Origin of the sequence: Microbacterium invictum (assembly GCF_014197265.1) — a bacterium.
Taxonomy (GTDB): domain Bacteria; phylum Actinomycetota; class Actinomycetes; order Actinomycetales; family Microbacteriaceae; genus Microbacterium; species Microbacterium invictum.
Genome location: NZ_JACIFH010000001.1, coordinates 3187969 through 3214013, shown reverse-complemented (window position 1 = coordinate 3214013; position 26045 = coordinate 3187969). Strand labels below are relative to the sequence as shown.

At 70.4% G+C, this 26045-nt stretch carries 23 protein-coding genes and 1 pseudogene; 14 read left to right on the top strand and 10 right to left on the bottom strand.

Going from position 1 to position 26045, the window contains the following annotated elements:
• Nucleotides 1-39: 39 nt before the first annotated feature.
• Entirely contained in the window at nucleotides 40-1026 is a 987-nt protein-coding gene (locus tag BKA10_RS14865) for an LLM class F420-dependent oxidoreductase (protein WP_183500679.1), read from the bottom strand.
• A 93-nt stretch (nucleotides 1027-1119) separates the two neighbouring features.
• The gene (locus BKA10_RS14860; protein WP_183500678.1) at nucleotides 1120-3417 is read right to left on the bottom strand and encodes a glycoside hydrolase family 3 C-terminal domain-containing protein; all 2298 of its coding nucleotides are present in this window, start codon (nucleotides 3415-3417) and stop codon (nucleotides 1120-1122) included.
• A gap of 94 nt (nucleotides 3418-3511) precedes the next feature.
• On the opposite strand from BKA10_RS14860, the gene BKA10_RS14855 reads away from it, so the two are divergent.
• The 3 genes and pseudogenes from BKA10_RS14855 (at nucleotide 3512) to BKA10_RS16795 (ending at nucleotide 4693) form a co-directional block, all read left to right on the top strand.
• A complete protein-coding gene (locus BKA10_RS14855) occupies nucleotides 3512-4168 on the top strand; it encodes a TetR/AcrR family transcriptional regulator (protein WP_183500677.1) in 657 nt (218 codons plus the stop codon).
• Nucleotides 4165-4419, top strand: a pseudogene (locus tag BKA10_RS16985) (carboxylesterase family protein); the annotation flags it as partial. The gene BKA10_RS14855 and the pseudogene BKA10_RS16985, both read left to right, overlap by 4 nt.
• A 136-nt stretch (nucleotides 4420-4555) precedes the next feature.
• Nucleotides 4556-4693 (top strand): hypothetical protein, encoded by a 138-nt coding sequence (locus tag BKA10_RS16795; protein WP_277816587.1) that lies wholly within the window; start codon nucleotides 4556-4558, stop codon nucleotides 4691-4693.
• A 12-nt stretch (nucleotides 4694-4705) separates the two neighbouring features.
• Here the strand turns inward: BKA10_RS16795 and BKA10_RS14845 are convergent, their stop codons facing one another.
• The 4 genes from BKA10_RS14845 to BKA10_RS14830 all read right to left on the bottom strand — a co-directional run bounded on the left by BKA10_RS14845 (nucleotide 4706) and on the right by BKA10_RS14830 (nucleotide 10135).
• Nucleotides 4706-5674, bottom strand: a complete 969-nt coding sequence (locus BKA10_RS14845; RefSeq protein WP_183501238.1) for a DNA methyltransferase — start codon at nucleotides 5672-5674, stop codon at nucleotides 4706-4708.
• A gap of 98 nt (nucleotides 5675-5772) precedes the next feature.
• Nucleotides 5773-6822: a lipoate-protein ligase LplAB gene (gene lplAB / locus BKA10_RS14840; RefSeq protein ID WP_183500675.1), complete on the bottom strand. Its 1050-nt coding sequence runs from the start codon at nucleotides 6820-6822 to the stop codon at nucleotides 5773-5775.
• 51 nt (nucleotides 6823-6873) lie between these two features.
• A complete protein-coding gene (locus BKA10_RS14835) occupies nucleotides 6874-7725 on the bottom strand; it encodes an alpha/beta fold hydrolase (protein ID WP_183500674.1) in 852 nt (283 codons plus the stop codon).
• A 79-nt stretch (nucleotides 7726-7804) separates the two neighbouring features.
• A complete protein-coding gene (locus tag BKA10_RS14830) occupies nucleotides 7805-10135 on the bottom strand; it encodes a rhamnogalacturonan lyase (RefSeq protein WP_241740012.1) in 2331 nt (776 codons plus the stop codon).
• Between the two features lie 185 nt (nucleotides 10136-10320).
• Between BKA10_RS14830 and BKA10_RS14825 the strand changes: the two genes are divergently transcribed.
• The 3 genes from BKA10_RS14825 to BKA10_RS14815 are packed head-to-tail and all read left to right on the top strand — an operon-like array spanning nucleotide 10321 to nucleotide 12486.
• A complete protein-coding gene (locus tag BKA10_RS14825; RefSeq protein WP_183500673.1) occupies nucleotides 10321-10761 on the top strand; it encodes a MarR family winged helix-turn-helix transcriptional regulator in 441 nt (146 codons plus the stop codon).
• On the top strand, nucleotides 10758-12098 hold the full coding sequence (locus BKA10_RS14820) for an MFS transporter (RefSeq protein ID WP_183500672.1): 1341 nt from the start codon (nucleotides 10758-10760) through the stop codon (nucleotides 12096-12098). Before BKA10_RS14825 ends, BKA10_RS14820 begins: the two co-directional genes overlap by 4 nt.
• Before the next feature lie 34 nt (nucleotides 12099-12132).
• Nucleotides 12133-12486 (top strand): TraR/DksA family transcriptional regulator, encoded by a 354-nt coding sequence (locus BKA10_RS14815; protein WP_183500671.1) that lies wholly within the window; start codon nucleotides 12133-12135, stop codon nucleotides 12484-12486.
• A gap of 139 nt (nucleotides 12487-12625) precedes the next feature.
• On the opposite strand, the gene BKA10_RS14810 is transcribed toward BKA10_RS14815, so the two are convergent.
• Nucleotides 12626-13633, bottom strand: coding sequence for a LacI family DNA-binding transcriptional regulator (locus tag BKA10_RS14810; protein WP_183500670.1), 1008 nt, complete (start codon nucleotides 13631-13633; stop codon nucleotides 12626-12628).
• A gap of 145 nt (nucleotides 13634-13778) precedes the next feature.
• Here BKA10_RS14810 and BKA10_RS14805 point away from each other — a divergent pair, with 145 nt between their 5' ends.
• From BKA10_RS14805 to BKA10_RS14790, 4 genes are all read left to right on the top strand, one after another.
• Nucleotides 13779-14129, top strand: a complete 351-nt coding sequence (locus BKA10_RS14805; RefSeq protein WP_183500669.1) for an L-rhamnose mutarotase — start codon at nucleotides 13779-13781, stop codon at nucleotides 14127-14129.
• Entirely contained in the window at nucleotides 14126-15292 is a 1167-nt protein-coding gene (gene rhaI / locus BKA10_RS14800) for an L-rhamnose isomerase (RefSeq protein WP_183500668.1), read from the top strand. The genes BKA10_RS14805 and rhaI overlap by 4 nt, the downstream gene beginning before the upstream one ends.
• A 178-nt stretch (nucleotides 15293-15470) precedes the next feature.
• The gene (locus BKA10_RS14795) at nucleotides 15471-17507 is read left to right on the top strand and encodes a bifunctional aldolase/short-chain dehydrogenase (RefSeq protein WP_183500667.1); all 2037 of its coding nucleotides are present in this window, start codon (nucleotides 15471-15473) and stop codon (nucleotides 17505-17507) included.
• Nucleotides 17504-18916: a rhamnulokinase gene (locus tag BKA10_RS14790; protein WP_183500666.1), complete on the top strand. Its 1413-nt coding sequence runs from the start codon at nucleotides 17504-17506 to the stop codon at nucleotides 18914-18916. Before BKA10_RS14795 ends, BKA10_RS14790 begins: the two co-directional genes overlap by 4 nt.
• 182 nt (nucleotides 18917-19098) lie before the next feature.
• Here BKA10_RS14790 and BKA10_RS14785 read toward each other — a convergent pair whose 3' ends face one another.
• On the bottom strand, nucleotides 19099-19374 hold the full coding sequence (locus BKA10_RS14785; RefSeq protein ID WP_183500665.1) for a hypothetical protein: 276 nt from the start codon (nucleotides 19372-19374) through the stop codon (nucleotides 19099-19101).
• A 9-nt stretch (nucleotides 19375-19383) separates the two neighbouring features.
• Between BKA10_RS14785 and BKA10_RS14780 the strand changes: the two genes are divergently transcribed.
• From BKA10_RS14780 to BKA10_RS14765, 4 genes are all read left to right on the top strand, one after another.
• Complete coding sequence (locus tag BKA10_RS14780; RefSeq protein WP_183500664.1) at nucleotides 19384-20418, top strand: NAD(P)H-dependent flavin oxidoreductase; 1035 nt, start codon at nucleotides 19384-19386, stop codon at nucleotides 20416-20418.
• Between the two features lie 74 nt (nucleotides 20419-20492).
• Nucleotides 20493-21815, top strand: a complete 1323-nt coding sequence (locus BKA10_RS14775; RefSeq protein WP_183501236.1) for an MFS transporter — start codon at nucleotides 20493-20495, stop codon at nucleotides 21813-21815.
• Nucleotides 21816-21864: 49 nt separating this feature from the next.
• Nucleotides 21865-22005, top strand: a complete 141-nt coding sequence (locus tag BKA10_RS14770; protein ID WP_183500663.1) for a hypothetical protein — start codon at nucleotides 21865-21867, stop codon at nucleotides 22003-22005.
• 47 nt (nucleotides 22006-22052) lie between these two features.
• Nucleotides 22053-23663 (top strand): molybdopterin-dependent oxidoreductase, encoded by a 1611-nt coding sequence (locus BKA10_RS14765; protein ID WP_183500662.1) that lies wholly within the window; start codon nucleotides 22053-22055, stop codon nucleotides 23661-23663.
• Nucleotides 23664-23785: 122 nt separating this feature from the next.
• Here the strand turns inward: BKA10_RS14765 and rocD are convergent, their stop codons facing one another.
• Together rocD and ddaH are read right to left on the bottom strand one after the other, a co-directional pair.
• Entirely contained in the window at nucleotides 23786-25006 is a 1221-nt protein-coding gene (gene rocD, locus BKA10_RS14760) for an ornithine--oxo-acid transaminase (protein ID WP_183500661.1), read from the bottom strand.
• The gene (gene ddaH, locus BKA10_RS14755; RefSeq protein ID WP_183500660.1) at nucleotides 25003-25872 is read right to left on the bottom strand and encodes a dimethylargininase; all 870 of its coding nucleotides are present in this window, start codon (nucleotides 25870-25872) and stop codon (nucleotides 25003-25005) included. Before ddaH ends, rocD begins: the two co-directional genes overlap by 4 nt.
• Between the last annotated feature and the right edge of the window lie 173 nt (nucleotides 25873-26045).

Sequence of the window (26045 nt, the reverse complement as noted above, 5' to 3'; positions counted from 1 at the left end):
CCGCGGCGCGCACGGCCGACCCGCGCGATGGCGCGGCGATCAGCTCAGCGCAGGAATGACCTCGCGCTCGAACAGCTCGATCCCCGAAGTGTCGTATGCCGCCTCGGGGAAGTAGTGGATCGCGTACCCGAGCCCGTGCTCGCCCTTGCGCGCGAGCTTCTCGGTCACCTGCTCGACCGATCCGAACCCGTCGGAGCGACGGATGCCGCGCTCAATGCGGTCGGCGTGCTCATCCTGCACGAACGGGCGCACGCGCGCGATCACGGCCGCCAGCCGATCCTCGGCGTCGGCCTCGGTCTCCCCGACGATGGTGTCGAAGTTCGACGACCGGGTGATCTCGGAGAAGTCGCGCCCGAGGGTGTCGCAGTGCCCGCGCAGCACGTCGCTCTTGTGATCGAATTCCTCGAGCGTGCCGGTGAAGTTCGTGTACGTGGCGTACTTCGCCGCGATCTTCAACGTCACCTTCTCGCCGCCGCCGGCGATCCACATCGGGATGCCGCCATCCTGCAGCGGCTGCGGCTGCACGATCGCGCCGTCCACCTGGTAGTAGGTGCCGTCGAGGGTGGCCTGGCCGGTCGTCCACGCCTGGCGCATGATCTCGACGCCTTCGCGCAGCATCTTGAGTCGCTCAGGGGCCTCGGGGAAGCCGTAGCCGTAGGCCTCCCACTCGTGCTGGTACCAGCCCGCGCCGATTCCCATCTCGGCGCGGCCACCCGAGATGACGTCCACGGTCGCCGCGACCTTCGCGAGATAGGCGGGGTTGCGATACCCCATGCACGTGCACATCTGGCCGAGGCGGATGCGGCTGGTCGACGCGGCGAACGCGGCCATCAGCGTCCAGGCTTCGTGGGTCGCTTCCTGCGAGGCAACCGGGGTCGTGTGGAAGTGATCGTAGACCCACAGCGACTCCCACGGCCCGGCGTCGGCCCGCTGCGCGAGCGCCGACATCGCGTGCCACTGGTCAGCAGGGTCGATACCGACCAGATCGAAACGCCAGCCTTGGGGAATAAAGGTTCCGAAACGCATGATCGCAAGCCTATGGGCCCGGCCGGGGCGCGACGCACATCCGGGCGGACGCACCGCCCCAGATGCCGCACGCCCGCGGCCGGCTCCGCGCGGCTACTGCCCGGGAGTCTGCCCCGCGTTCGCCATCGCGATCAGGCCGTCGATCTGCGCGGCATCCACCCCGTCTTCACCGCCGCCGAGTGAGGCCATCATGCCGATCCGGCCGATGGGGAACGACTCCATCATCTTCGTGAAGTCGACGCCCTCCGGCATGATCGACGCGGCTCCGTCCATGCCGCCCATCATCTGCGCGATCGCGGCGTGCACGACCGGCCCGGCGATGGGGTGTGCCATGACTTCACCGAGCGAGGAGGTGCGCGACAACGGCAGGACGACATCGTCTCCGCTCACTGCGACCGGCACGGTGGCGCGGATGTCGCGGCTCGACGCGGCGACGTCGACGAGGTACTGGCCCCCCTCGACGACCCAGCGGTCGACGCGGATGTCCCAGTAGGCGAGGTCGGCGCGGCGCACCGTGAGCACGACCTCGCCGGTCTCGCCGGCATCCAGCGACACCGACGCGAAAGCCTTGAGCTCGCGCACCGGACGCTGCACGACCCCATCGGGCAGCGACGTGTACGCCTGCACGACCTCGCGCCCTGCGCGATCGCCGGCGTTGGTGACGGCGACCCGCACCTCGATGTCGCCGTCGCCGGTCACCGATGCCGAGGCATCTCCATACGCGAACGTGGTGTAGGACAGACCGTGACCGAAGGGGTAGGCCACCTCGAGGCGCCGCGCGTCGTACCAGCGGTACCCGACGAACAGGCCCTCGCCGTAGCGGACGTGCGAGAACTCACCGGGGAAGTCCAGGTAGGCAGGACTGTCCTCCAGCCGCACGGGGATCGTCTCGGTGAGCTTGCCCGACGGGTTCACGTCGCCGAGCAGCACGTCGGCGGTCGCGGTGCCGCCGGCCTGCCCGAGCAGCCACGCCTCGACGATCGCCGGCACCCGATCGGTGAACGGCAGCGCCACGACGCCGCCGTTGGACAGCACGACCACGGCGCGGGGGTTGGCCGCCAGCACGGCGTCGACCAGATCCAGCTGGGCGGCGGGCAGGTCGATGTCGGTGCGGTCGTAGCCCTCGGATTCGAGGCGGGCGGGGAGTCCGAGGAAGAGCACGGCGACGTCGGCGATGGATGCCGCGGCCACCGCCTCGTCGCGCAGCGCGGCGACCTCGTCGTCTGCGACCTCGAGCGCGGTGCTGAAGCCCCGCGCGTAGGTCACCGCGCCGGTCGCGAGCGCCCGGATGCCGTCGAGTGCACTGTCCAGCCGGGTGGGGTTGATCATCGACGATCCGGCGCCCTGATAGCGCGGCGTCTGTGCGAACTCACCGATGAGCGCGATCGACGAGTCCTTCGCGATCGGCAGCACCGGCGCACCGTCGACCGGGTCGTTCTTCAGCAGCACGATCGACCGTCCGGCCGCCTCCCGGGCCAGCGCGTGATGGGCGTCGACATCGAGCGGGCCGGCGACGGCGCCGGCACCCGCGGTCGCCTTGCGGACCAGATCGAGCACGCGGCCCGCGGCCGTGTCGAGCACCGACTCGTCGAGTGCGCCGTCCTGCACGGCGGTGACGATCTGCGCGTCGGTGACGCCGCCCGAGGCGGGCATCTCGAGGTCCATCCCCGCCGCCAGGCCGGAAACACGCTCGTTGACGGCGCCCCAGTCCGACACGACGAGGCCGTCGAACCCCCACTCATCGCGCAGCACCTGCGTCAGCAGCCACGGATCCTCCGACGCGTAGACGCCGTTGATGCGGTTGTAGGAGCACATGACCGTCCACGGCTGGGCGTCCTCCACGACACGCTGGAAACCGCGCAGGTAGATCTCGCGCAGCGGCCGCGGGTCGATGTCGGAACTCGACCGCATGCGGTCGAGTTCCTGGTTGTTCGCCGCGAAGTGCTTGAGCGAGGTGCCCACGCCCTGCGACTGGATGCCGTTCACGATCGCGGCGCCGATCACGCCCGAGACGATCGGGTCTTCGGAGAGATACTCGAAGTTGCGACCGCACAGCGGCGAGCGCTTGATGTTGATACCGGGGCCCAGCAGCACGCCGACGTTCTCGATCGAGGTCTCGGCGCCGAGCGCCTCGCCGACCCGGTGCGCGAGGTCGACATCCCAGGACGATCCCAGCCCGACCGCAGGCGGGAAGCAGGTGGCCGGCACGCTGTCGCCGAGTCCCAGGTGGTCACCGCTCTCGCGCTGCTTGCGCAGCCCGTGCGGACCGTCGGTCACCATGATCGACGGGATACCGGCACGCTCGACCGGCTTGGTGTACCAGAAGCTCGCGCCGCTGGTCAGCGACGCCTTCTCCTCGAGGGTGAGCTCCGAGATGTCGGGGATTGTCATGTCTCTCCTTCGAGGCGATCGTCGTGGGGCACCGCGTTAAAACCATATGCCACTAGGTTTTGAGAAATCAAGCGTCGTTCGGTTTACTTCTCCTATGGCAGACAGCCGATCGGGACGCCGTGGTTCCTACGCGAAGGGCATCGCCAAGCGCGAGGAGATCCTCACCCGCGCCCTCGAGGTGATCGCTCGCGAAGGCATCGGCGGCGCTTCGGTCAAGGAGATCGCCGATGCCGTCGGCCTGAGCCAGGCCGGGCTTCTCCACTATTTCGACAGCAAGGAAGAGCTCTTCACCGCGGTCCTCCGCAAGCGCGACGAGCTCGACTCGGCCGACGCGGGCCTGACCGCAGACCGGAGCCGCATCGCCGCCCACCCCGATGAGATCGAGCTCGAAGAGCTGCGTCGCGGTTACGTGGGTGTGATCCGCCACAACGTCGACGTGCCGGGCCTCGTACAGCTGTTCGCGCGGCTGTCCGTCGACGCCGCCGACCCCGATCACGCGGCCCACCGCTTCTTCGTCGAGCGCGGCGCGAGCCTGCGCAGCGTGTTCGCCACCGTCCTCGCCCGCAGCCAGGCCATCGGGCAGATCACCGACCGGGTCGACCCCGACACGATCGCCCGCATCTTCCAAGCGGTGGCCGATGGCCTGCAGGTGCAGTGGATGCTGGAACCCGACGTCGATATGGCCGCCACGCTCGAGGCGCTCTTCGAGCTTCTCCTCCCGAGCCCCCAGGAACGGAATGCCGACACATGACCGCGACCGACCGACCGGATCCGGTCATCCGCATCGCGCCCGGGCACGTCCGCGGCCGCTGGCGGGAGAGCGTCGACGCACACGGCCGCGCCGTGGCATCCGCCGCCTTCCTCGGCATCCCGTTCGCGCAGGCGCCCGTCGGGGAACGGCGAGTCGCCGCGCCGCTGCCGCCGGAGCCGTGGGAGGGCGTGCTCGACGCCCTCGCGAACGGCCCCACGCCGTGTCGCGTCGATCCGGGCGACACCCTCATCCCCGAGCCGGTCGTGCCCGGCGACGCGACGCTGAACCTCAACGTCTTCACCCCCCGCCCGGCGAGCGTGAGGCCGGCCTGCCGGTGCTCGTGTACATCCACGGCGGCGGCTTCACCTCGGGCACGCCCGCCAGCCCGTGGGGCTCGTCCGTGGCGATGGCCTGGGCTGGCCGGCCTGGTCGCAGCGTCCCGGCACGACCCGGGTGTTCGGGGCCCCGGCATCCACCCCCGATGTGTCCTCCGACGGCTACGCGACCGTGCGCGCGCTGGTCTGAAGCGCGGCCAGCTCAGTCCGCGACGTTCGCGTGCGGTATGCGCCGGCGCATGACGGCGATGGCCTCGGGGTTGTCGTCGACCAGTACGGCATCGCGGCCCAGGGCCGACGCGACCGCGCCGGTCGTGCCGCTGCCGGCGAACAGGTCGAGGACCCGGTCGCCGGGGCGGGTGGATGCCTGGACGATGCGCCGCAGGATGCCCTCGGGCTTCTGCGTCGGGTAGCCCGTCTTCTCGCGGCCGCCGGTCGGCACGATCGTGTGCCACCAGACATCGGTGGGCAGCTTGCCGCGGGCGGCTTTCTCGGGCGTGACTAGGCCCGGCGCCATGTACGGTTCGCGGTCGACCGCCTCGGAGTCGAACCAGTAGCCCTTCGGATCCTTGACGTAGACCAGGATCGTGTCGTGCTTGGTGGGCCAGCGGCTGCGGGACTTCGCGCCGTAGTCGTATGCCCAGATCAGCTCGTTGAGGAAGCAGTCGCGGCCGAACAGGGCGTCGAGCAGCACCTTGGCGTAGTGGGCCTCGCGATAGTCGAGGTGCAGGTAGAGGGTGCCGTCGGGTGCGAGCAGCCGCCATGCTTCGGCCAGCCGCGGCTCGAGGAAGTCCCAGTAGTCGTCGAACCGGTCGTCGTAGACCCGCAGGTCGCCGCGGAGGCGGGCGTAGCTGGTGCCGCGGAAGCCGCGCTTGACGGGGCCTTCCGGAGAGGCCGCGACGTAACTCCTTCGATCCGGTGCCAGATCGGCCGATTCGGGCCGAATCGAGGCTTCGACGTGCGAGATCGAAGGAGTTGGGACGCCGGACCGGGCGGGACCGGCGGCGGGGGTTGCAGCCGGGGTATCCCGGGCTGCTGTGCGCTCGGCGACGGCGCGTTCGACCGATCGTGACTGGGTGCGGCCGGTGTTGAACGGCGGGTCGAGGTAGATCAAGGTGAACGAACCCGACTCCAGGGTCGCGGCCACGGCCAGGTTGTCACCGTGGTGGATCTCGACGTGCCCGGTCGCCGCGAGGGGCGGGGTCTCCGACGCCGCGCGGGCGGTCGGCTCCGCCCGCGGGGTGCCGGCGATGGAGTGCGCGGTGTCGCTCACGGGACGCGGTGCAGCCACGCGTCGGTGGCGAACTTCGACTCGACGAGGGCTTCGGCTTCCGTGTACTCGTCGTCGGCGATGGTGCCGGGGACGGCTCCGTAGAGCCTCGCGAAGGTGTCGATGAACCGCTCGATGATCGCCGCGCGCGGCAGGCCGGTCTGACTGCGGAGCGGGTCGACGCGCTTCGCCGCCGACACCGTGCCCTTGTCGCTCAGCTTCTCGCGGCCGATGCGCAGCACGTCGGTCATCACCGCGCCGTCCATGTCGTACGACAACGTCGCGTGGTGCAGCACCCCGCCGTTGGCGAGGCGCTTCTGCGCGGCTCCGCCGATCTTCCCCTGCGGCGAGGTGATGTCGTTGAGCGGCTGGTAGGTGGCCTCGATGCCGAGCGAGCGCAGCGCCTGCAGCACCCAGTCGTCGAGGAATGCGTACGAGTCGGCGAAGGTGAGACCCGCGACGAGGGATGCCGGGACGTACAGCGAATAGGTCACGATGGCGCCCGCGGCCATGAGCATGGCCCCGCCGCCGGAGATGCGCCGGACGACGTCGAACCCGTGGCGCTGCGCCCCCTCGGGGTCGACCTCGTTGCGGTACGACTGGAACGACCCGATGACGACGGCGGACTCGTCCCACTCCCAGATGCGCAGCGTCGGGTTGCGGCGCCCATCGCCGACGCGACCGGTCAGCACTTCGTCGAGCGCGAGGTTCATCCGCGGCGAGACGGCCTTCTCGTGCACGATCTCCCACTCGAAGTCAGACCATCCCGGGGCGGTGACGAGCGCACGGCGGATGGCAGTGCCCACCGACTCGGGCGTGAATCCGAGCAGCTGGGCACCCTCGGGCAGTGCGGCGCGGACCGCCGCGGCGATCGTGGCGACGTCGGCCTCGACGGGCAGGCCGTTGACGGCATCGTCGATATCGGCGAGGGCATCGTCCGGCTCGAGGAAGAAGTCCCCGGCGAGGTGGAAGTCCGCGATCTTCCCGTCACGGGTCTCAAGATCGACGACGACCAGTTTGCCGCCCGGAACCTTGTACTCGCCGTGCATGCTCCCCAGCCTACGGCGGGACCGGGCGAGTGGATGCCGCCGCTCGCGGTCTCAGGCGCGGGCGGGGAACCGCGTGTCGAGCCAGGCCAGCAGGTCGGCGCGGACCTCGGCCTGCGAGACCTCGTTGAATATCTCGTGCCGCGCGTCCGGGTACACCAGTGTCGTCACGTCGGTGAAGCCCGCCCGCGTGCGGTACGCCTGGGCAAGCTTGTGCACGCTGCGCGGCCCCGCGACGCTGTCGTCGCGGCCGACCATGAGCAGCACGGGAATGTCACGCCCCACGTTCTTGCGCGGGAGCCCGTACACACGCACGCCGTCGATGATCCCGAACAGCTTCGCCATCCGCTCGGTACTCGTGAGCGGGTCGTCGAGGAACGCGCGCCCGACCGAGAGATCGGACGACAACCACTCGGTGCCCATCGCATCAGGCGCCTTCCAGGACCGGTTGAGGTCGCCCGCGTTGAGATCGAGCGGCGTGCGCAGTCCCGAGCCGCTCAGCACGACGGCGTCGTAGGCATCGGGGTGCTCGTTGACGAGGATCTGGGTGAGGAACGACCCCCAGGAATGCCCCAGGATCACCAGCGGCCGAGCGGGGTTCTCGGCGCGGATGAGCTGCGTGAACTGCCACACCGCCGCGACGGCCGCCCGATGCCCGCCCGCTCCGAGGCGGCCGAGCTTCGACGCGTCGCCGCGGTGCTGCGCCATGCCGGTGCGCCCGTGCCCGCGGTGGTCATCGGCGTAGACGGCGTACCCGGCAGCGGTCAGTGCGTCGATGGTCGCGCCATAGCGGCCGGCATGCTCACCCAGACCGTGCAGCAGCTGCACCACGGCGCGTGGCTCGGTCTTCGCCGGGTGGACGTCGTAGACGATCGCGACGCCGTACGCATCGGTGTACTCGGGCATGGAGATGAGTCTAGGGGTCAGCGCCCCACGCAGGAGGGCAGGCGACCTCGCGATCCCCGGCCCTCCTGCGTGGCTCAGCTCAGCGCGTGCCGCCCTTCTTGGCGGCGGCCAGCGGAACATCGGCGAACGACATGTCCGACGCGAAGTAGAACGACGGGTACGCCGGCTGGTTGTACGTCGTCTGCTGCCGGGCGGTCTCGGCCCGGTACTGCACGTCCTGCATGAGCGTGTACAGCTTGTGCTCGGTCACCTCGGTCGAGATGTAGATGCGCAGCGCACTCGAGTCGGCGGTGCGCACGAGCAGCTCCTCGCGCCAGTCGCCGAGCACATCGGCGACGAGGGACGGGTTGCCCTTGGTCCCGTTGTTCGTGAGGGTTCCGGATGCCGTGAGCACGGTGCCGTCGGTCCAGTCGTCGATCGTGGGGGTGACCTCGAGCGCACCGTTCACGATCTGCGTCGTGAGATCCCCTGACCACCGGATCGACATGTTGGTGCCGGGATTGGCCGGCGACACGATCTCGCCGGTGGCCGACAGCAGGCCCGACGCGTCGGTGCCGGCGGGCATCGACGACCAGACCTCGATGCCGGGGACATCACTGCGGACATCGCCGATCATCCCGCGGCCGGTGTCGCGACCCGAGTACGCCCCGAAGAGGACCTCACCGGTCGCCGCGTCGCGCAGCGCCGTGCCGTACGGCGCCCACGCTCCTCCCTCGTGCACGGTGAAGATCTCGAGGCCGTCACGGTCGGGGTCGATGTCGGCGACATGCATCGCGTCGCCGTGGCCCAGCCGCGCCAGCGCCCCGGGGTCGCCGCTGCCTTCGGGCATGACGTCGAAGGACGAGTACAGCAGGTCGCCATCGTCGTCGATCGTCGCCGAGCCGTAGACGATCTCGTGCTTGCCGTCGCCGTCGACGTCGGCCGAGCTCAGGCTGTGGAAGCCCTGCGTCGTGATCGTGCCGTACTCCGGGTCGGTGCCGTCGCGGCCGTGCGGGCCGTCGTTGAACGGGTTCGTCATCGGGACGTGCCCGCTGTCGACGAACCAGCGCTGGGTGAGCTTCTTGCCGTTCCAGTCATAGGTCGCGATCGTGGAGCGCGTGTAGTAGCCGCGGGCGAAGACGGCCGACGGCGTCTCGCCATCGAGGTAGGCGACGCCCGACAGGAAGCGGTCGACGCGGTTGCCGGGTTCGATGCGCGACATCGCGTAGTCGCCCCACAGCAGGCCGTCGTCGTCGCGGCCGGGCTCGTAGCGCACCGTCTGCAGTTCTTTGCCGGTGGCGCTGTCGAACACGGTGAGGTATTCGGGGCCGTCGACGATGAAGCCCTCGAAGTCACGCAGCGCGTTGCGGGCGGAGCGTGAGGGCGCATAGACGTCGATGAAGTAGTCGGCGAGCTCTTCGGCGCCGGCCTGCGACAGCGGGTACTCGTGGGTCACCTCGGTGCCCCACGCCTCTTCGAGCGTGGCCGGCCACTGCCCTGAGACGACCTCTTCGCGCTCCGACCATCCGAGGAACATCTCGACGAGGTGGTCGTAATAGTCGTCGGCGCTCATCCGGTAGTCGTCGTCGTGCGAGTAGCCGGCCGTGCGGTCGGCCTTCGGCATCGTGATGTACGACTCGCGGATCGCCTTGCCCTTGCCGTTGTAGCGGATGGACTTCGTGCCCGGCGCGGTCTTCAGGATCGTCTCGCTGCGCCCGTCGCCGTCGAAGTCGTAGACGAGGAACTGCGTGTAGTGGGCGCCGGCGCGGATGTTGACGCCCAGCTCGATGCGGTTGAGCAGCGTGCCGTCGAGCTCGTAGGTGTCGAGGAACACCGGGCCGGTGTAGCCGATCTGCGAGACGTCCTTCGAGTTCGACGGGTCCCACTTGACGATGTACTCGTACTCGCCGTCGCCGTCGACGTCGCCGACGGACGCGTCGTTGGCCGAGTAGGTGTAGGCCTCGCCGGCGGGGGTCACGCCGTCGGCGGGCGCCGTCAGCGGGATGTCGATGAAGGACTGGTCCAGCGGCGTGGCCCTGTCGCTCTTCTTGCCGGTGCGCCCCTTGACCACCGGCGCGACGCGGTAGGTGGCGCCGGCCGAGCCCGCGGCATCCACATAGTTCGTGCTGTCGGTGACGGTGGCGATCTTGCGGTTGTCGCGGTAGACGACGAAGTCGGTGCCGGTCAGCCCGGTCTCACTCGCGCCGGTCGCTTCGGACTTCAGCAGTCGCCAGCTGAGGAAGACCCCGGATGCCGTGCCGACGGCGACCAGACCCCGATCGAGATCTTCGAGCTGCGGGCTCGACGCTGAGCCGCCGTGCCCGGGCCCATGCCCATGGCCCGGAGAGCCGGCCTGCGCGGCCTGCGCGGGCACGATGAGAGCGGCCGCGAGGGCGGCCACCATGACGGTCGTGCGGATAGGGGATCTCATACGTTCACCTTTGATCGCGGATTTCGGAATGCGCTTTCCCCAGTCGCCGCCCACGAGCCTATGAGCAGATCACGAGGGCTGTCAATGGCATCCGTGAATCGTGTCAACGCACCCTCGCGATCACGCTGGGGCGGTACTGGAGTCGATTTACTTAGGCTCGCTAATGAGCTAGGCTAAGCATTCTCATGGACACTCCCGACGCTGCGCCCGACCTGTCCCGCGAGGCCGCGGAGTTCCGCATGGCGACTTTCCGCCTCGCCCGCCGCCTGCGCTCCGAACGGGCGATCGACCGGATGAGCGACGGTCAGTTCGCCGTCCTGGCCTGGCTGTCCGTGCACGGCAGCAACACCCTGGGCGAGCTCGCCGAGCGCGAGCGGGTGTCGGCCCCATCGATGAACCGCACGGTGAACTGCCTCGAAGAGTCGGGGTACATCACCCGCACCCCCGATCCTGACGACCGGCGCAAGGTCAACATCGGCATCACCGAGACCGGGCGCGAGGTCGTCGATGAGACGGTCCGCCGCCGCGATTCGTGGCTCGAGAAGGCACTCGTCTCGCTGGCCCCGGAGCAGCGCGACGTGATCACCCGGGCGGCCGCCATCATGCAGCAGGTGGCCGCGCAATGAGCACCACCTTCCGCTCGCTGTCGGTCTTCAACTACCGCGTCTGGTTCATCGGCGCGCTCGTGTCGAACACCGGGCAGTGGATGCAGAACACCGCCCTGAGCTGGGTCGTGCTCACCGAGCTCACCGACAACGACGCCAGTGCGATGGGCATCACGATGGCCCTGCAGTTCGCACCGCCGCTGCTGCTGGTCGGCGTCACCGGCTGGGTGGCCGACCGGTTCGACCGGCGGAAGCTCCTCATGCTCACGCAGGTGGTCTCGCTCACGCTCGGCCTGACCATCGGCATCCTGCTTCTGACGGGCGTGATGACGCTGCCGCTGATGTACACGTTCGCCCTCGCCCTGGGCTTCGTGATGGCCTTCGACAACCCGGCCCGGCAGGCATTCGTGTCCGACCTCGTCTCCCGCGAGAACGCGTCCAATGCGGTCGCGCTGAACGCGGCATCCTTCAACGGAGCGCGCATGATCGGCCCTGCCGCCGCGGGCCTGGTGATCGTCGCAGTCGGCACCGGCTGGGTCTTCTTCGTGAACGGCCTCACCTTCATCGCGATGCTGGCAGCGCTCGCACTCATCCGCACCCACGAACTCATCCCCCGAGTGAAATCCCGCGGCGCCTCCCGGCTGGCCGACGGCTTCCGCTACGTCGCCGGCAGACCCGACCTCATGGTCGCGTTCATCATGGTCTTCCTGCTGGGCGCGTTCGGCATGAACTTCCCGATCTTCGCGTCGACGATGGCCCTCGAGTTCGGGCAGGATGCCGATGGCTACGGCCTGCTCAGCTCGATCCTGGCCGTCGGGTCGCTCGCCGGGGCGCTGATGGCGGCACGGCGGGACCGCGCGCGCATCCGCATGGTCATCGCGGGCACCGGCATGTTCGCGGCCGCCGCGATCGTGTCGGCCTTCATGCCGACGTACTGGCTGTACGCGATCACCCTCATGCTCACCGGGTTCGCCGTGGTGACCACTCTGACGACTGCGAACGGCTACGTGCAGACGACGACCGATCCGGCGCTGCGCGGCCGCGTGCTCGCGCTGTACATGGCGATCCTGCTGGGCGGCACCCCGATCGGCGCCCCCATCGTCGGCTGGGTGGCCGCGGAGTTCGGCCCGCGCGTGGCCATTCTGCTCGGTGCCGCATCGGCCCTGGCGGCGTTCGCCGTCGGCTTCGGCTGGCTGCTCGTCTCGGGCCGGCTGCGCCGCAGCGAGGAACGCCGGTTCGCGCTGACGATCGACGAGACCCGGCCGATCACCATCGTCGCCCCCGAGGAGTTCAGCGACGAGGTCGCCCAGACGACTCCGATTCGCATCCCGGACGCCGCGTCCCGCCCGGCCAGGTAGTCCGGGCCGCTGATCCCGGGCGTAGGGTGAGCGGATGGCCGATCACGCGGCGCAGCGCACGCGCCTCGAAGAGCTGCGCACCGAGGCGCTCGCCCGCACCGAGACCGCGGTCGCAGCGCTGGCCGAGTTGACCCGTGACCGCGATGAGCCTGCCGACGACGAGCATGATCCCGAGGGCGTCACGCTGTCGGCCGAGTGGTCGCGGCTCACCGGGCTCGCCGAGGCCGCGCAGGCCGAGCTTCGCCAGGTCGAAGACGCGCTGAGCCGGATGGATGCCGGGACCTACGGCCGCTGCGCGGACTGCGGCCGGCCGATCCCCGCCGCACGTCTCACGATCCGGCCGTTCGCCCAGCTCTGCGTGCCGTGTGCCGAGAAGGCCGGCCAGTGAGGATCCCGCGATCGGAGCGGACCCGGCCGTCCTCACCCACGACGCGAACATGGCCGCGGTCGCCCGAGATCTCGGCCTGACGGTGTTCGATCCCGTCACCGACACGGGCAATTCCTGAGACGGGGCGCTCGGCCCCCGGCTATCGCCCGACCGTCGACTCCCGCACGATCAGCTCGGGCTGGAAGCGCACGGCGCTTCCCCCGGTATCCGGTGACTCGATCTCTTCCACCAGCAGGTCGACGGCGGTCGCGCCGATGAGCCGCGCGGGCTGCCGGATCGAGCTGAGCGGCACGACGGTCGCGGCCGCGAAGTCGATGTCGTCGTAGCCGATGAGGGCGATGTCTTCGGGTACGCGGGCACCGCCCATGATGGCGAATGCCTGCAGCAGGCCGACGGCCAGCAGGTCGTTGGCCGCGAACACGGCATCGGGCCGGTCGGCGGCCTGCCGGGCAAGGATCGCCTCTCCGGCCGCGCGCCCGTCGAGCACCGTGAGCGCCGGCCGCTCGATGACCTCGAGCGTGGCGCCGGGCTGTGCCGCGACAGCCGCCCGCGCCCCTTCGAGGCGGTCGGCGACCTGGCGGATGGCGGCGGGACCGCCCACGAACGCCAGCCGGCGACGGCCGATCTCGAGCAGGTGCGCGGCGGCGAGGCGCCCGCCCTCGTCGTCATCGACCGCCACCGAGGCGACGTCGCCCTCGGCCGACTCGCGGTCGACGAGCACGCTCGGCACTCCGCGCTCGCGCATGCGCGCGAGGCGATCGAGGTCGTCACCGACGGGCGTGATCAGCACGCCGAACGCCCGCTGCTGCTCGAAGAGGTCGAGGTGGGTGTCTTCGCGGGCGGGATCGTCGTCGCTGTTGGCGACCAGCACAGACAGTCCCCGCTCGGCAGCGCGCTGCTCGGCGCCGCGCGCGACCTCGGTGAAGAACGGGTTGCGCAGGTCCAGCACCACCAGGCCGATCGTACGGCTGCGTCCCGCGCGCAGCTGGCGGGCCGCGTCGTTGCGCACGAAGCCGAGCCTGGCGATCGAGTCCTGCACGCGCGACACCGTCTCGGGAGAGACCTTCGCCGGGTGATTGAGCACGTTGGACACCGTTCCGACCGACACTCCCGCGTCTTCGGCGACGTCGCGCACGCTCACTGCCATGCGGTGAACTCTATCGGGATCGTTGCAGATGCCACGGCACCTCGGATAGCGTTTTCCCTCGCCCCGCTTGACAGCGCACGCGGGGCGGAATAATCTCGAGTATCAGCATTATGAAACGATTCAACCCTCGCGATGGAGAGAGACGATGACCCGCGTGGCCTTCCAACTCCAGGTCAAGCCCGAGCTGCTCGACGAGTACGTCGCCCGGCACACTCCCGTGTGGCCCGAGATGCTCGCCGAGATCGCGGCCTCCGGCCGGCGCAACTATTCCCTGTTCCTCGGCGAGGGCGGGCGGCTGTTCGGCTACTACGAGACCGACGACGACGAAGCCGCCCAGGCGTACCTCGCGGCATCCACCGTCGCGGCCCGATGGGAAGCCGAGATGGGGCGCTTCTTCGTCGGCCTCGGCGGACGCCCCGATCAGGCCGCGACACCGCTGACCGAGATCTTCAACCTGCACGACCAACTCACCGCCACGAACGAAGGCACATCATGACGACGCTGTCCCCCGATCACCTCTCCGTCCTCGAGAAGCAGAGCATCGAACTGCCCAGCTGGGCGTTCGGCAACTCGGGCACCCGGTTCCGCGTGTTCGCCACCGAGGGCACCCCGCGCGACCCGTTCGAGAAGATCGCCGACGCCGCGCAGGTGCACAAGCACACCGCGCTCGCCCCGAGCGTGGCCCTGCACATCCCGTGGGACAAGGTCGACTCTTACGACGAGCTGCGTGCGCACGCCGAAGACCACGGCGTCGCCCTCGGCACGGTCAACTCCAACACGTTCCAGGACGAGGACTTCAAGTTCGGCGCCCTCACGCACCACGACGACCGCATCCGCCGCAAGGCCATCGACCACCACTTCGAGTGCATCGACATCATGGATGCCACCGGCTCGCGCGACCTGAAGATCTGGCTCGCCGAGGGCTCGAACTACCCCGGCCAGAACGACATGCGCGCGCGCCAGGACCGCCTGGCCGACTCGCTGCAGCAGATCTACGCGCGCCTGACCGGCGAGCAGCGTCTTGTGCTCGAGTACAAGTTCTTCGAGCCGTCCTTCTACCACACCGATGTTCCCGACTGGGGCACCTCGTACGCGCAGGTGGCTGCCCTCGGCGACAAGGCCATGGTGTGTCTCGACACCGGGCACCACGCCCCGGGCACCAACATCGAGTTCATCGTCATGCAGCTGCTGCGCCTGGGAAAGCTCGGCTCGTTCGACTTCAACAGCCGCTTCTACGCCGACGACGACCTCATCGTGGGTGCCGCCGACCCGTTCCAGCTGTTCCGGATCATCGCGGAAGTCATCCGCGGCGGCGGCCTGAACAACCCCGACGTGGCCTTCATGCTCGATCAGTGCCACAACATCGAAGACAAGATCCCGGGCCAGATCCGCTCGGTGCTCAACGTCCAGGAGATGACGGCCCGCGCCCTGCTGATCGACCACGACGCGCTCGACGCGGCGCAGCAGGCGAACGACGTGCTGGCGGCCAACGCCGTGCTGATGGACGCGTTCTACACCGACGTCCGTCCGCAGCTGGCGCAGTGGCGCGAGACCCGCGGCCTTCCCGCCGACCCGATGGCCGCTTACGCGGCATCCGGCTACCAGCAGCAGATCGCCGCCGACCGCGTCGGCGGCACCCAGGCCGGCTGGGGCGCCTGATGCCGGTTCGGCAGTCGCTCGTGCACAGTCCCGCCAATGGCGACCGTGCCCAAACGACTGCCGAACGAACCGGCATCCCGCCCAGCAGTCGCTCGTGCACAGTGCCATCCCCGCGGACTGTGCATAGGCGACTGCCGAACCGATCGAATCCAGCCCCGCGCACCCCGAAGGAACCGAAATGACCAACTCCACCGCCGCCGAGCTGATCGCGCGCAGCAACCGCCTGGGCGCCGACCCGAAGAACACGAACTATGCCGGCGGCAACACGTCGGCCAAGGGCACCGACACCGATCCGGTGACCGGCGAGCCCATCGAGCTGCTGTGGGTGAAGGGCTCGGGCGGCGACCTCGGCACGCTGAAGCCCGAGGGCCTCGCGGTGCTGCGCCTCGACCGCATGCGCGCACTCGTGGACGTGTACCCCGGCGTCGAGCGCGAGGACGAGATGGTCGCTGCGTTCGACTACTGCCTGCACGGCAAGGGCGGCGCGGCACCGTCGATCGACACCGCGATGCACGGCCTCGTCGACGCCGCGCACGTCGACCACCTGCACCCCGACAGCGGCATCGCGATCGCGACCTCCGCCGACGGCGAAGAGCTCACCGCGAAGATCTTCGGCGACAAGGTCGTGTGGGTGCCGTGGCGGCGCCCCGGGTTCCAGCTGGGCCTGGACATCGCCGAGATCAAGGCGGCCAACCCGCAGGCGATCGGGTGCATCCTGGGCGGTCACGGCATCACGGCATGGGGCGACACGAGCGCGGATGCCGAGGCCAACAGCCTCTGGGTCATCGAGACCGCCGCCGCGTACATCGCCGCCAACGGCACGGCCGACCCGTTCGGCGGCGTGCGCGCCGGCTTCGAGGCGCTGCCCGAGGCCGAGCGGCACGCCCGGGCGGCGGCGCTGGCGCCGACCGTCCGCGGGCTCGCGTCCACCGACAAGCCCATGGTCGGCCACTACACCGACAGCGATGCGGTGCTGGACTTTCTCGCCGCTGACAAGGCGCCGGCACTCGCCGCGCTGGGCACGAGCTGCCCCGACCACTTCCTGCGCACCAAAGTCAAGCCCCTGATCCTCGACCTGCCGGCATCGGCCACCGTCGAGGAGCAGATCGCGCGCCTGCAGGAGCTGCACGTCGAGTACCGCGCCGACTACCAGGCCTACTACGACGCGCACGCGACCTCAGAGTCCCCCGCGATCCGCGGCGCCGACCCGCTCATCGTCCTGATCCCCGGCGTCGGCATGTTCAGCTACGGCGCGAACAAGCAGACCGCCCGGGTGGCCGGCGAGTTCTACGTCAACGCGATCAACGTCATGCGCGGCGCAGAGTCGCTGTCGACGTACACGCCGATCTCGGATGCCGAGAAGTTCCGCATCGAGTACTGGGCCCTCGAAGAGGCGAAGCTCCAGCGGATGCCCAAGCCCAAGACGCACCAGGGCCGCATCGCGTTCGTCACGGGCGCAGCCTCGGGCATCGGCAAGGCCATCGCGACCCGACTCGCCGCCGAAGGCGCGTGCGTCGTGGTCGCCGACCTCGATCTCGAGAAGGCGCAGGCCGCGGCCGCAGAGCTCGGCGGCACCGACGTCGCGATCGGCGTGGCCGCGAACGTGGCGGATGCCGCCGGCGTGCAGGCCGCGATCGATCAGACGCTGCTGGCGTTCGGCGGCATCGACCTGGTCGTCAACAACGCCGGTCTCTCGCTGTCGAAGCCCCTGCTGGAGACCACCGAGAAGGACTGGGACCTGCAGCACGACGTCATGGCCAAGGGCTCGTTCCTGGTGAGCAAGGCCGCCGCGAAGGCGCTCATCGAGCAGAAGCTCGGCGGCGACGTGATCTACATCTCGTCGAAGAACAGCGTGTTCGCCGGCCCGAACAACATCGCGTACTCGGCCACGAAGGCCGACCAGGCCCACCAGGTGCGCCTGCTCGCGGTCGAGCTCGGCGAGCACGGCGTACGCGTCAACGGCATCAACCCCGACGGGGTCGTGCGCGGCTCCGGCATCTTCGCCGCCGGGTGGGGCGCCAACCGCGCGGCCACCTACGGCGTCGAAGAGAAGGACCTCGGCCAGTTCTACGCGAACCGCACGATCCTCAAGCGCGAGGTCGTGCCCGAGAACGTCGCCGACGCCGTTTACGTGCTGACCGGCCCGGAGCTCTCGCGCACGACGGGCCTGCACATCCCGGTCGACTCGGGCGTCGCCGCGGCCTTCCTGCGATGACGCGCGCAGTCGCCGCGGTCGATCTGGGTGCGACCAGCGGCCGGGTCATGATCGGCTACGTCGGCGACGGCGAGCTGCGGCTCGAGCCGGTCGCGCGGTTCCCGAACGGTCCCGTGGCGGGGCCGGACGGCCTGCACTGGGACTTCACCGCGCTGTATCGCCACATCGGCGATGGGCTCCGTGAGGCGTTCGCCCGCGAGCCGGCCATCGCGAGCGTCGGCATCGACTCGTGGGCCGTGGACTACGGCCTGGTCGGCGACGGGCGCCTGCTCGGTGAGCCGTTCCACTATCGCGACGAGCGGTGCGCCGACGGCGTGCGCAAGGTGCACGCCGTCACGCCGTTCGCCGACCTGTACCGCCGCAACGGCCTGCAGTTCCTGCCGTTCAACACGCTGTACCAGTACGCGATCGATCGGGGTCTCGCAGACGCCGACGCGTCGCTGCTGATCCCCGATCTCGTCGCGTTCCTGCTCACCGGCGTCCAGGTCGCCGAGCGCACCAACGCCTCCACGACCGGCCTCGTCGACGTGCGCACGGGCGCGTGGGACACCGAACTGCTCGATGCGCTCGACATTCCGGAGCGGCTGCTCCCCCGCCTCGTCGATCCGGGTACGCACCTCGGCCCGATCCGCGGTGCCGCCGCCGAGCACATCGGTGCCGAGCTCGACGTCATCGTGGTCGGCTCGCACGACACCGCCTCCGCCGTCGTCGCCGCACCCCTCAGCACCCCCGACTCGGCCTACATCTCGTGCGGCACGTGGGGCCTGGTGGGACTCGAACTCGACCGCCCGCAGGTCACCGACGCAGCCCGCGAGGCCAACTTCACGAACGAAGGCGGCGTCGACGGCCGGGTCCGTTTCCTCCACAACGTGACGGGGCTGTGGCTGCTGAGCGAGTCGGTGCGCGCGTGGGAAGCCGAGGACGGCGCGTCGATCGACCTGCCCGAGCTGCTGGATGCCGCGGCATCCACCCCCGGTGACATCCCCCTCTTCGACGCCAACGACCCGAGCCTGTCAGCCCCCGGAGACATGCCCGCGCGCATCGCCGCCGTCCTCGAGTCCTCGGGTGCCGCCGTGCCGGCCACGCGCGCCGCCTTCACGCGCACCATCGTGGAGAGCATCGCGCAAGCGTTCGCCGACGCCGTCGCCACGGCCGGACGGCTGGCCGACCGCCCCATCGACGTCGTGCACATCGTCGGCGGCGGATCGCTGAACCGACTGCTGTGCCAGGCGACCGCCGACCGGTCCACACTGCCGGTGCTGGCGGGGCCGGTCGAAGCGACCGCGCTGGGAAACGTGCTCGTGCAGGCGCGCGCGCACGGCTGGTTCGGGCCGGATGCCACGCTCGAGACGCTCCGCGCCGCCGTGGCCGCCGCGTTCGCACCCGAGCGCTACGAGCCGCGCGGGTGAGCGCGTGACGGGGGCAGCGTCGATGGCGATAGCGCCTAGGGTTCCGGAGCGCGGCTCGACTGGTCCGAGCGGCGCCACGCATCGCCGCCACCGGCGACGAGTCATCTGACAGGACAAAAGTCCGGAGCTGCTCGCGGTGTGAGTCAGCGGGGGTTGTCAGCGCAGCGGACGAGCTCGTCAGGTCACGATGGTGCGGCGACGGGCTGAGGGTCGGCGGCGCACGCGGCGGGCTCCGGATCGGCCGCGCACTCCGGTCCGTCGGCGGTCACGGTGAGCCGGCGATCGGGATCGAGCGGGGCCAGGATGCCGTAGGTCAGCCGCGCCAGATCGTCCACGCCGTCGGCGTCGAGCCCGTCGAGCATCATGCGGCGGACGGCCCCGGCGTACAGCGGGCGCCCCGAGAGATCTGTCCGATTCCCGCTGAAATGTGACGGATGCCGGGGTCGGCACGAGCGCATGCTGGAACCATGACTCATCTCGACCTCGACACTCCGATCGTCCTGGGCCCCTTCGGCGGCATGTCCTCCGTGGAGCTGACCGCCGCCGTGAGCAACGCCGGCGGGCTCGGCTCGTACGGCCTGTACGGCTACGGCGCTGAGCGCATCGCCGAGACCGCGGCGCAGCTGCGGGCGGCGACCGATCGGCCGTTCGCGCTCAACGTGTGGATCCCGATCGGCGATGAGGCACGGCCCGGCCAGGTCGACACGACCCAAGCGGCCGAGGCGGCGCTGCCGCTGTACGACGAGCTCGGCATCGCGGCGCCGTCCGGGCAGCCCGAGCGGTTCCTCGTCGACATCGACGAACATCTCGAGGCGATCCTCGAGGCGCGACCGGCCGTGCTCAGCTGCGTGTACGGGATGCCGGGGCCTGACGTCGTCGACGCGGCGCACGCCCGCGGGATCCGCGTGGTCGGCGGTGCGACCACGGTCGCCGAAGCGCGCGCGGTCGAGGCCGCCGGCGCCGACGCCGTCGTCGCGAGCGGCTTCGAGGCCGCCGGGCATCGCATCAGCTTCCTGGGCGAGGCCGAGCGTTCGCTGGTCGGGACGTTCGCGCTCGTACCGCAGGTGGTCGACGCCGTGGACGTGCCGGTGATCGCCGCGGGCGGCATCGCCGACCGGCGGGGCGTCGCTGCGGCGTTCGCGCTGGGCGCGGCGGGCGTGCAGGTCGGCACCGCCTTCCTGCGCACCCGGCAGTCGGCCGCGAGCGCGGCCCACCGTGAAGCTCTCGGCCGCATCGCCGCAGACGACACGGTCCTCACGCGCGCGGCGACCGGAAGGCTCGCGCGCGGCGTCGCCAACCGCCTCATCGAGACCATCGAGTCCGGCGGCGCGATCGCGCCGTTCCCCGCGCAGAGCTGGGTCGTCGGGGCGCTGCGCGCCGAGGCGAACCGGCTCGGACGCGGTGACCTGCAGTCACTGTGGGCGGGGCAGGGTGCACCGCTGGCGCGGCTCGATGAGGCGGCCGAGGTGTTCGCGGAGCTGGCCGCCGGCATCCCTCGATAGACCGAAGAGAAATTTACTTAGCAAAGCTAACGAGGTAGACTGTCTCCCCGTATGGAGGCTGTTGCATGAAGGCGATGTTCCGCTCGCTCGGCCTGTTCAACTACCGCGTCTGGTTCATCGGCGCCCTCGTCTCGAACATCGGCGGGTGGATGCAGTCCACCGCGCAGGACTGGGTCGTGCTGACCGAGTTGACCGACAACAACGCGACCGCGATGGGTGTGACCATGGCGCTGCAGTTCGGTCCCCCGCTGGTGCTGGTAGGTGCGACAGGCTGGGTCGCCGACCGGTTCGACCGACGAAAGATCCTGTTCGCGACCCAGGGTGTCCTGCTGCTGCTCGCCATCGCGGTGGGCGTGCTGCTGCTGATGGATGTCATGACGCTGCCGCTCATGTTCGGGTTCGCCCTGCTGTTCGGCATTGCGAACGCGTTCGACAGCCCGGCCCGCCAGGCATTCGTGACCGACGTCGTCTCACGTGAGAACGCCTCGAATGCCGTCGCGCTCAACTCGGCATCCTTCAACATGGCCCGCCTGATCGGCCCGGCCGTCGGCGGCGTGCTGATCGTCGTCGTCGGCACCGGCTGGGTGTTCATCATCAACGCCGCGACGTTCCTGGCGATGCTCGTGGCCCTGTTCATGATGCGCACCGACGAGCTCGTCCCCCGCGTGCGCGCCACCGGGGCGCAGCGCATCGCCGACGGCTTCCGCTACGTCTGGCGGCGGCCCGACCTGCGGGTGACGTTCGTCATCGTGTTCATCGTCGGTGCGTTCGGCATGAACTTCCCGATCTTCGCATCGACGATGGCGCTCGAGTTCGGGCGGGATGCCGACGGCTACGGGCTGCTCAGCTCGGTGCTGGCCATCGGATCGCTGGCCGGTGCGCTGCTGGCCGCCCGCCGTGAGCGCGCCCGGATGCGCGTGATCATGTTCGCCGCCGGCGGGTTCGGCGTGGCATCCCTCGTCTCGTCGGTCATGCCCACCTACCTGCTCTACGCGCTCCTGCTGACCTCGGTCGGTTTCTTCACCGTGACGATGATGACCACCGCCAACGGATATGTGCAGACCACCACCGACGTCGCCGTGCGCGGCCGCGTCATGGCGGTCTACATGGCCGTCATCATGGGGTCGACGCCGTTCGGCGCGCCGATCGCCGGTTGGGTCGCCGAGCAATTCGGGCCGCGCGCGGCGATCCAGCTCGGGGGCGTCGCAGGCCTGGTCGCCTGCGCGATAGGGCTGGGCTGGCTCATGTTCTCGGGCCGGCTGCACCGCGATCCGGAACACCGCTTCCGGCTGACCGTCGACGAGACCCAGCCGATCTGGGTCGTGCGCACCCCGCCCGAGGAGTTCAGCGACGAGATCGCGGCGACGACGCCGATCCGCGTGCCGAGCGACCGGTAGGACACCCGCGCATCTACCGCACGGCGTACCCGGCGCCTACCGTGGTCGCATGAGCGATCACCGACCGTCCGACGCCGACGACGACGCCCCGCTGGGTGGCGACGAGACCACTGAGGAAGAACTGGACGCGGACAACGCCGTCGAGCAGGACACCCTCGCGACGCTCGACCCTGACGCGCCGCCGGCCTGACGCCGCCCGTCCGCGGGCCAGCCGACCGGCGGGCGTACTCTGAGGCCGTGGCGACGAGGTCTGCGAGTGTCGCCGCCTCCGCCTGGGCGGGGGTGGCCGCGGTCGCTCTCGGCGCGGGCGCGGGCGAACTGGTCGCGGCGCTCGCGCTGCCGACCGCGAGCCCGATCGCCTCGATGGGCGCCGCACTGATCGACCTCGCCCCGCCCTGGGCGAAGGATGCCGCGATCGGCCTGTTCGGCACCGCTGACAAGCTCGCGCTCATCGCCGGCGTGGTGGTCGTCCTCGTCGTGGTCGCCGCGATCGCCGGGCTGCTCGAGGTCCGGGTGCCGCCGTGGGGGCGCGTGCTCGTGGTGGGGCTGGGCCTCGTGGGTGCGGTCGTCGCCTCGACCCGCCCCGATGCGACCGGCATGGCGTGGATCCCGTCGGCGGTGGCAGGCGTGGTGGCGGCGGCCGCGCTCGGCCCGCTCGCGCGGCGGTGCGCACGGGCTGCCGCGCACGCAGCGCCGTTCGTCCGGGCCGACCCGGCGGATGGGAACCCGGACGTAGCGCCGGCCGCGCCCGATCCGGCCTCAGCCGAGCGGGGCACCGGACTCGACCGGCGCGGGTTCCTCCTCTGGTCGGGGGTCGCGGCGGGCGCCGGGGTCATCGCCGCGCTCGGCGGCTGGGCCCTGCAGGCCGGGCGACAGGCGGCCTCGGCCGTGCGGGAGGCGATCGCCCTGCCCCGCCCCGCACAGACGGCGGCTCCCATCCCGGCGACTGCGGACCTCGGCATCCCGGATCTCGCACCGGTCATCACCCCCAACGCCGAGTTCTACCGCATCGACACCGCCCTGCTGGTGCCCGATGTCGACCCGCACGCCTGGTCGCTGCGCATCCACGGCATGGTCGCCCGCGAGGTCGTGATCACGTGGGACGAACTGCTCGCGCTGCCGCTGCAGGAGAGCGTCACGACCCTCGCATGCGTGTCGAACGAGGTCGGCGGCACCCTCATCGGCAACGCGGTGTGGCTCGGCTATCCGATCCGCGAGCTGCTCCGACAGGCCGGGCCGGACTCCGGCGCCGACATGGTGCTGTCGCGTTCGGTCGATGGATTCACGGCATCCACCCCGCTCGAAGCGCTCACCGACGAGCGCAACGCGATCCTCGCGGTCGGGATGAACGGCGAACCGCTTCCTGCCGAGCATGGATTCCCGGTGCGCATGGTCGTCCCGGGCCTCTACGGCTACGTGTCGGCGACGAAGTGGGTCACCGAGCTGCAGGTCACGCGGTTCGACGCCGCGCGGGCGTACTGGACCGATCGCGGCTGGTCAGAGCGCGGGCCGATCAAGCTGCAGTCGCGCATCGACGTGCCCCGCAGCGGCCGGCAGATCTCCGCCGGCGACACCGTGGTCGCGGGCGTGGCGTGGCAGCAGCACGTCGGGATCGCCGCGGTCGAGGTGCAGATCGATGACGGCGAATGGATGCCGGCGACTCTCGCCACGGCGATCTCGGACGACACGTGGGTGCAGTGGAGCATGCCGTGGACGGCGACGACCGGAACGCACACGGTGCGCTGCCGCGCGATCAACGCCCGCGGCCAGACGCAGACCGGAGAGCACGCGCCGGTCGTGCCCGACGGGGCGACCGGGTGGCACCAGATCGGCGTCACCGTCGCCTGATGTCCCGCCGCGGTGCTGAGCGCCGGGAGGTATGGGCGCTCCTCGCGGCGCTCGACCCTGTGCCCGTCACCGCCCCGGCCTGCGCGCCGTTCGACGCGAGCCGACGAGCCGATGCCGGGACGTCAGCCGGCGAGCACGAGGCGCAGCTGCTCGACGGCCCAGTCCAGCTCGGTGGCGCGCACGACCAGCGGCGGGGCGATACGCACGGTCTGGCCGTGCGTATCTTTGACGAGCACCCCGCGACCCAGGAGCTTCTCGGCGACCTGGCGCCCGGTTCCGACCTTCGGGTCGATGTCGACGCCGGCCCACAGGCCCGCGACGCGGACCGCGGTCACGCCGTGCCCGACGAGCTCTTCGAGCCCCGCGGCCAGGTGCTCCCCGAGCGCCTGTGCGCGGGTCTGGAACTCTCCCGAGGCCAGCATGTCGACGACCTGACGGCCCACGGCCGCGGCGAGGGGGTTGCCGCCGAAGGTCGAGCCGTGCTCGCCGGGGCGCAGCACGCCCAGCACGTCCTCGTCGGCGACGACGGCCGACAGCGGCACGATGCCGCCGCCGAGCGCCTTGCCGAGCAGGTACATGTCGGGCACGACGCCTTCGCGGTCGCACGCGAACGTGGTGCCGACGCGGCCGAGGCCGGACTGGATCTCGTCGGCGATGAACAGCACGCGGTGCCGGTCGCAGATCTCGCGGACGGCGCGCAGGTAGCCTTCGGGCGGGATGATGACGCCCGCCTCGCCCTGGATCGGCTCGATCAGCACCGCGGCGGTGTTCTCGTCGATCGCGGCCTCGATGGCGGCCGCATCGGCGTAGGGCACCGAGACGAAGCCGGGAGTGTACGGGCCGAAGTCCTCTCGGGCCTGCGGATCGTCGCTGAAGCTCACGATCGTGGTCGTGCGGCCGTGGAAGTTGCCGTCCGCGACGATCACGGTCGCCTTGCCGTCGGCGACGCCCTTCACGCGGTACGCCCAGGCCCGGGCGACCTTGATGCCGGTTTCGACGGCCTCGGCGCCGGTGTTCATGGGCAGCACGAGGTCCTTGCCGCACAGCTCGGCCAGCGCGGCGGCGAAATCGCCGAGCTTGTCGTTGTGGAACGCCCGGCTGGTGAGCGTGAGCCGGCCCAGCTGCTCGGTGGCGGCGGCGATGAGGGCCGGATGCCGGTGCCCGAAGTTCAGGGCGGAGTACGCCGCCAGCAGGTCGAGGTAGCGCTTGCCCTCGACGTCGGTGACCCACGAGCCCTCACCACGGGCGACCACCACCGGCAGGGGCGAGTAATTGTGCGCGACGTGGGCATCTTCGGAGTCGATGATGCGGATGGTCGTCGTGTCGAGCGTGGGCGTGGTCATCGCGTCCCTCTCAGTTCGAGCGTGCAGCATTTGATCCCACCGCCGCCGAGCAGCAGCTCCGACAGGTCGACGTGGACGGGGGTGTATCCGCGGTCGCGCAGCTGTGCGTCGAAGCCGGTGGCCCGCGGCGAGATGAAGACATTGCGGCCGTCGCTGGCCGCGTTGAGCCCGAAGACCGCGCCATCGGCATCCGACACACGGATCGCGTCGGGGAAGCGCTCGGCCAGCGTCTGCTGCGAGGCGTCGTCGAAGGCGGTGGGCAGGTAGGCGATGTTCGCCCGCAGGGCGCCGCCGGCGCCCTCGACCGGGTCGAGCACGGCGATCGCGGTGTCCAGGTGGTAGAACCGCGGATCGATCAGGCGCAGCGAGACGACCTCCCGGTCGAACACCTCGGCGACCTCGCGGTGGCTGTCGCCCGCCGAACGGAAGCCGGTGCCGGCGAGGATGGTCTCGCCCACGAGCAGGAAGTCGCCCTCCCCCTCCTGCACTTCGAAGGGCTCGACGACGTCGAAGCCCTGCGCGGCGAACCAGTCCATGAAGGGCCGCTCCTCGCCACGACGCTCGCCGACGCGGAACTTCACTCCCAGGGCGCGACCGTCGATGACGAAGCCGCCGTTGGCGGTGTAGACCATGTCGGGCAGGCCCGGCACCGGGTCGATCAGCTCGACCTCGTGGCCGAGCGCGACATAGGCGTCGTACAGCTTCTCCCATTGCGCGATCGCCTTGGCTGTGTCGGTCGGGCGCTCCGGCTCCATCCACGGATTGATCCGGTAGCTGACGGTGAAGTGCTCGGGACGGCACATGAGATAACGGCGGTGCTGCTGGATGCGCGGGGGGTGGGCTTGCGGCAGGGTCTGCGTCGACATATCGCTCCTCGTGAGGGACGGCGGACGCTGTCCAGAGGCCCGGCGGGGCTGGGGAGCCATCGACTCGGGCACGCCGGCATCCATTCTGCCAGACGCGGCCAGAGCGATCCGCGCGCCATTTCCGCCGAGAAGTGAGAAGATTTATTTCTCTGGGGAGAGTTGGACGGAAGAGC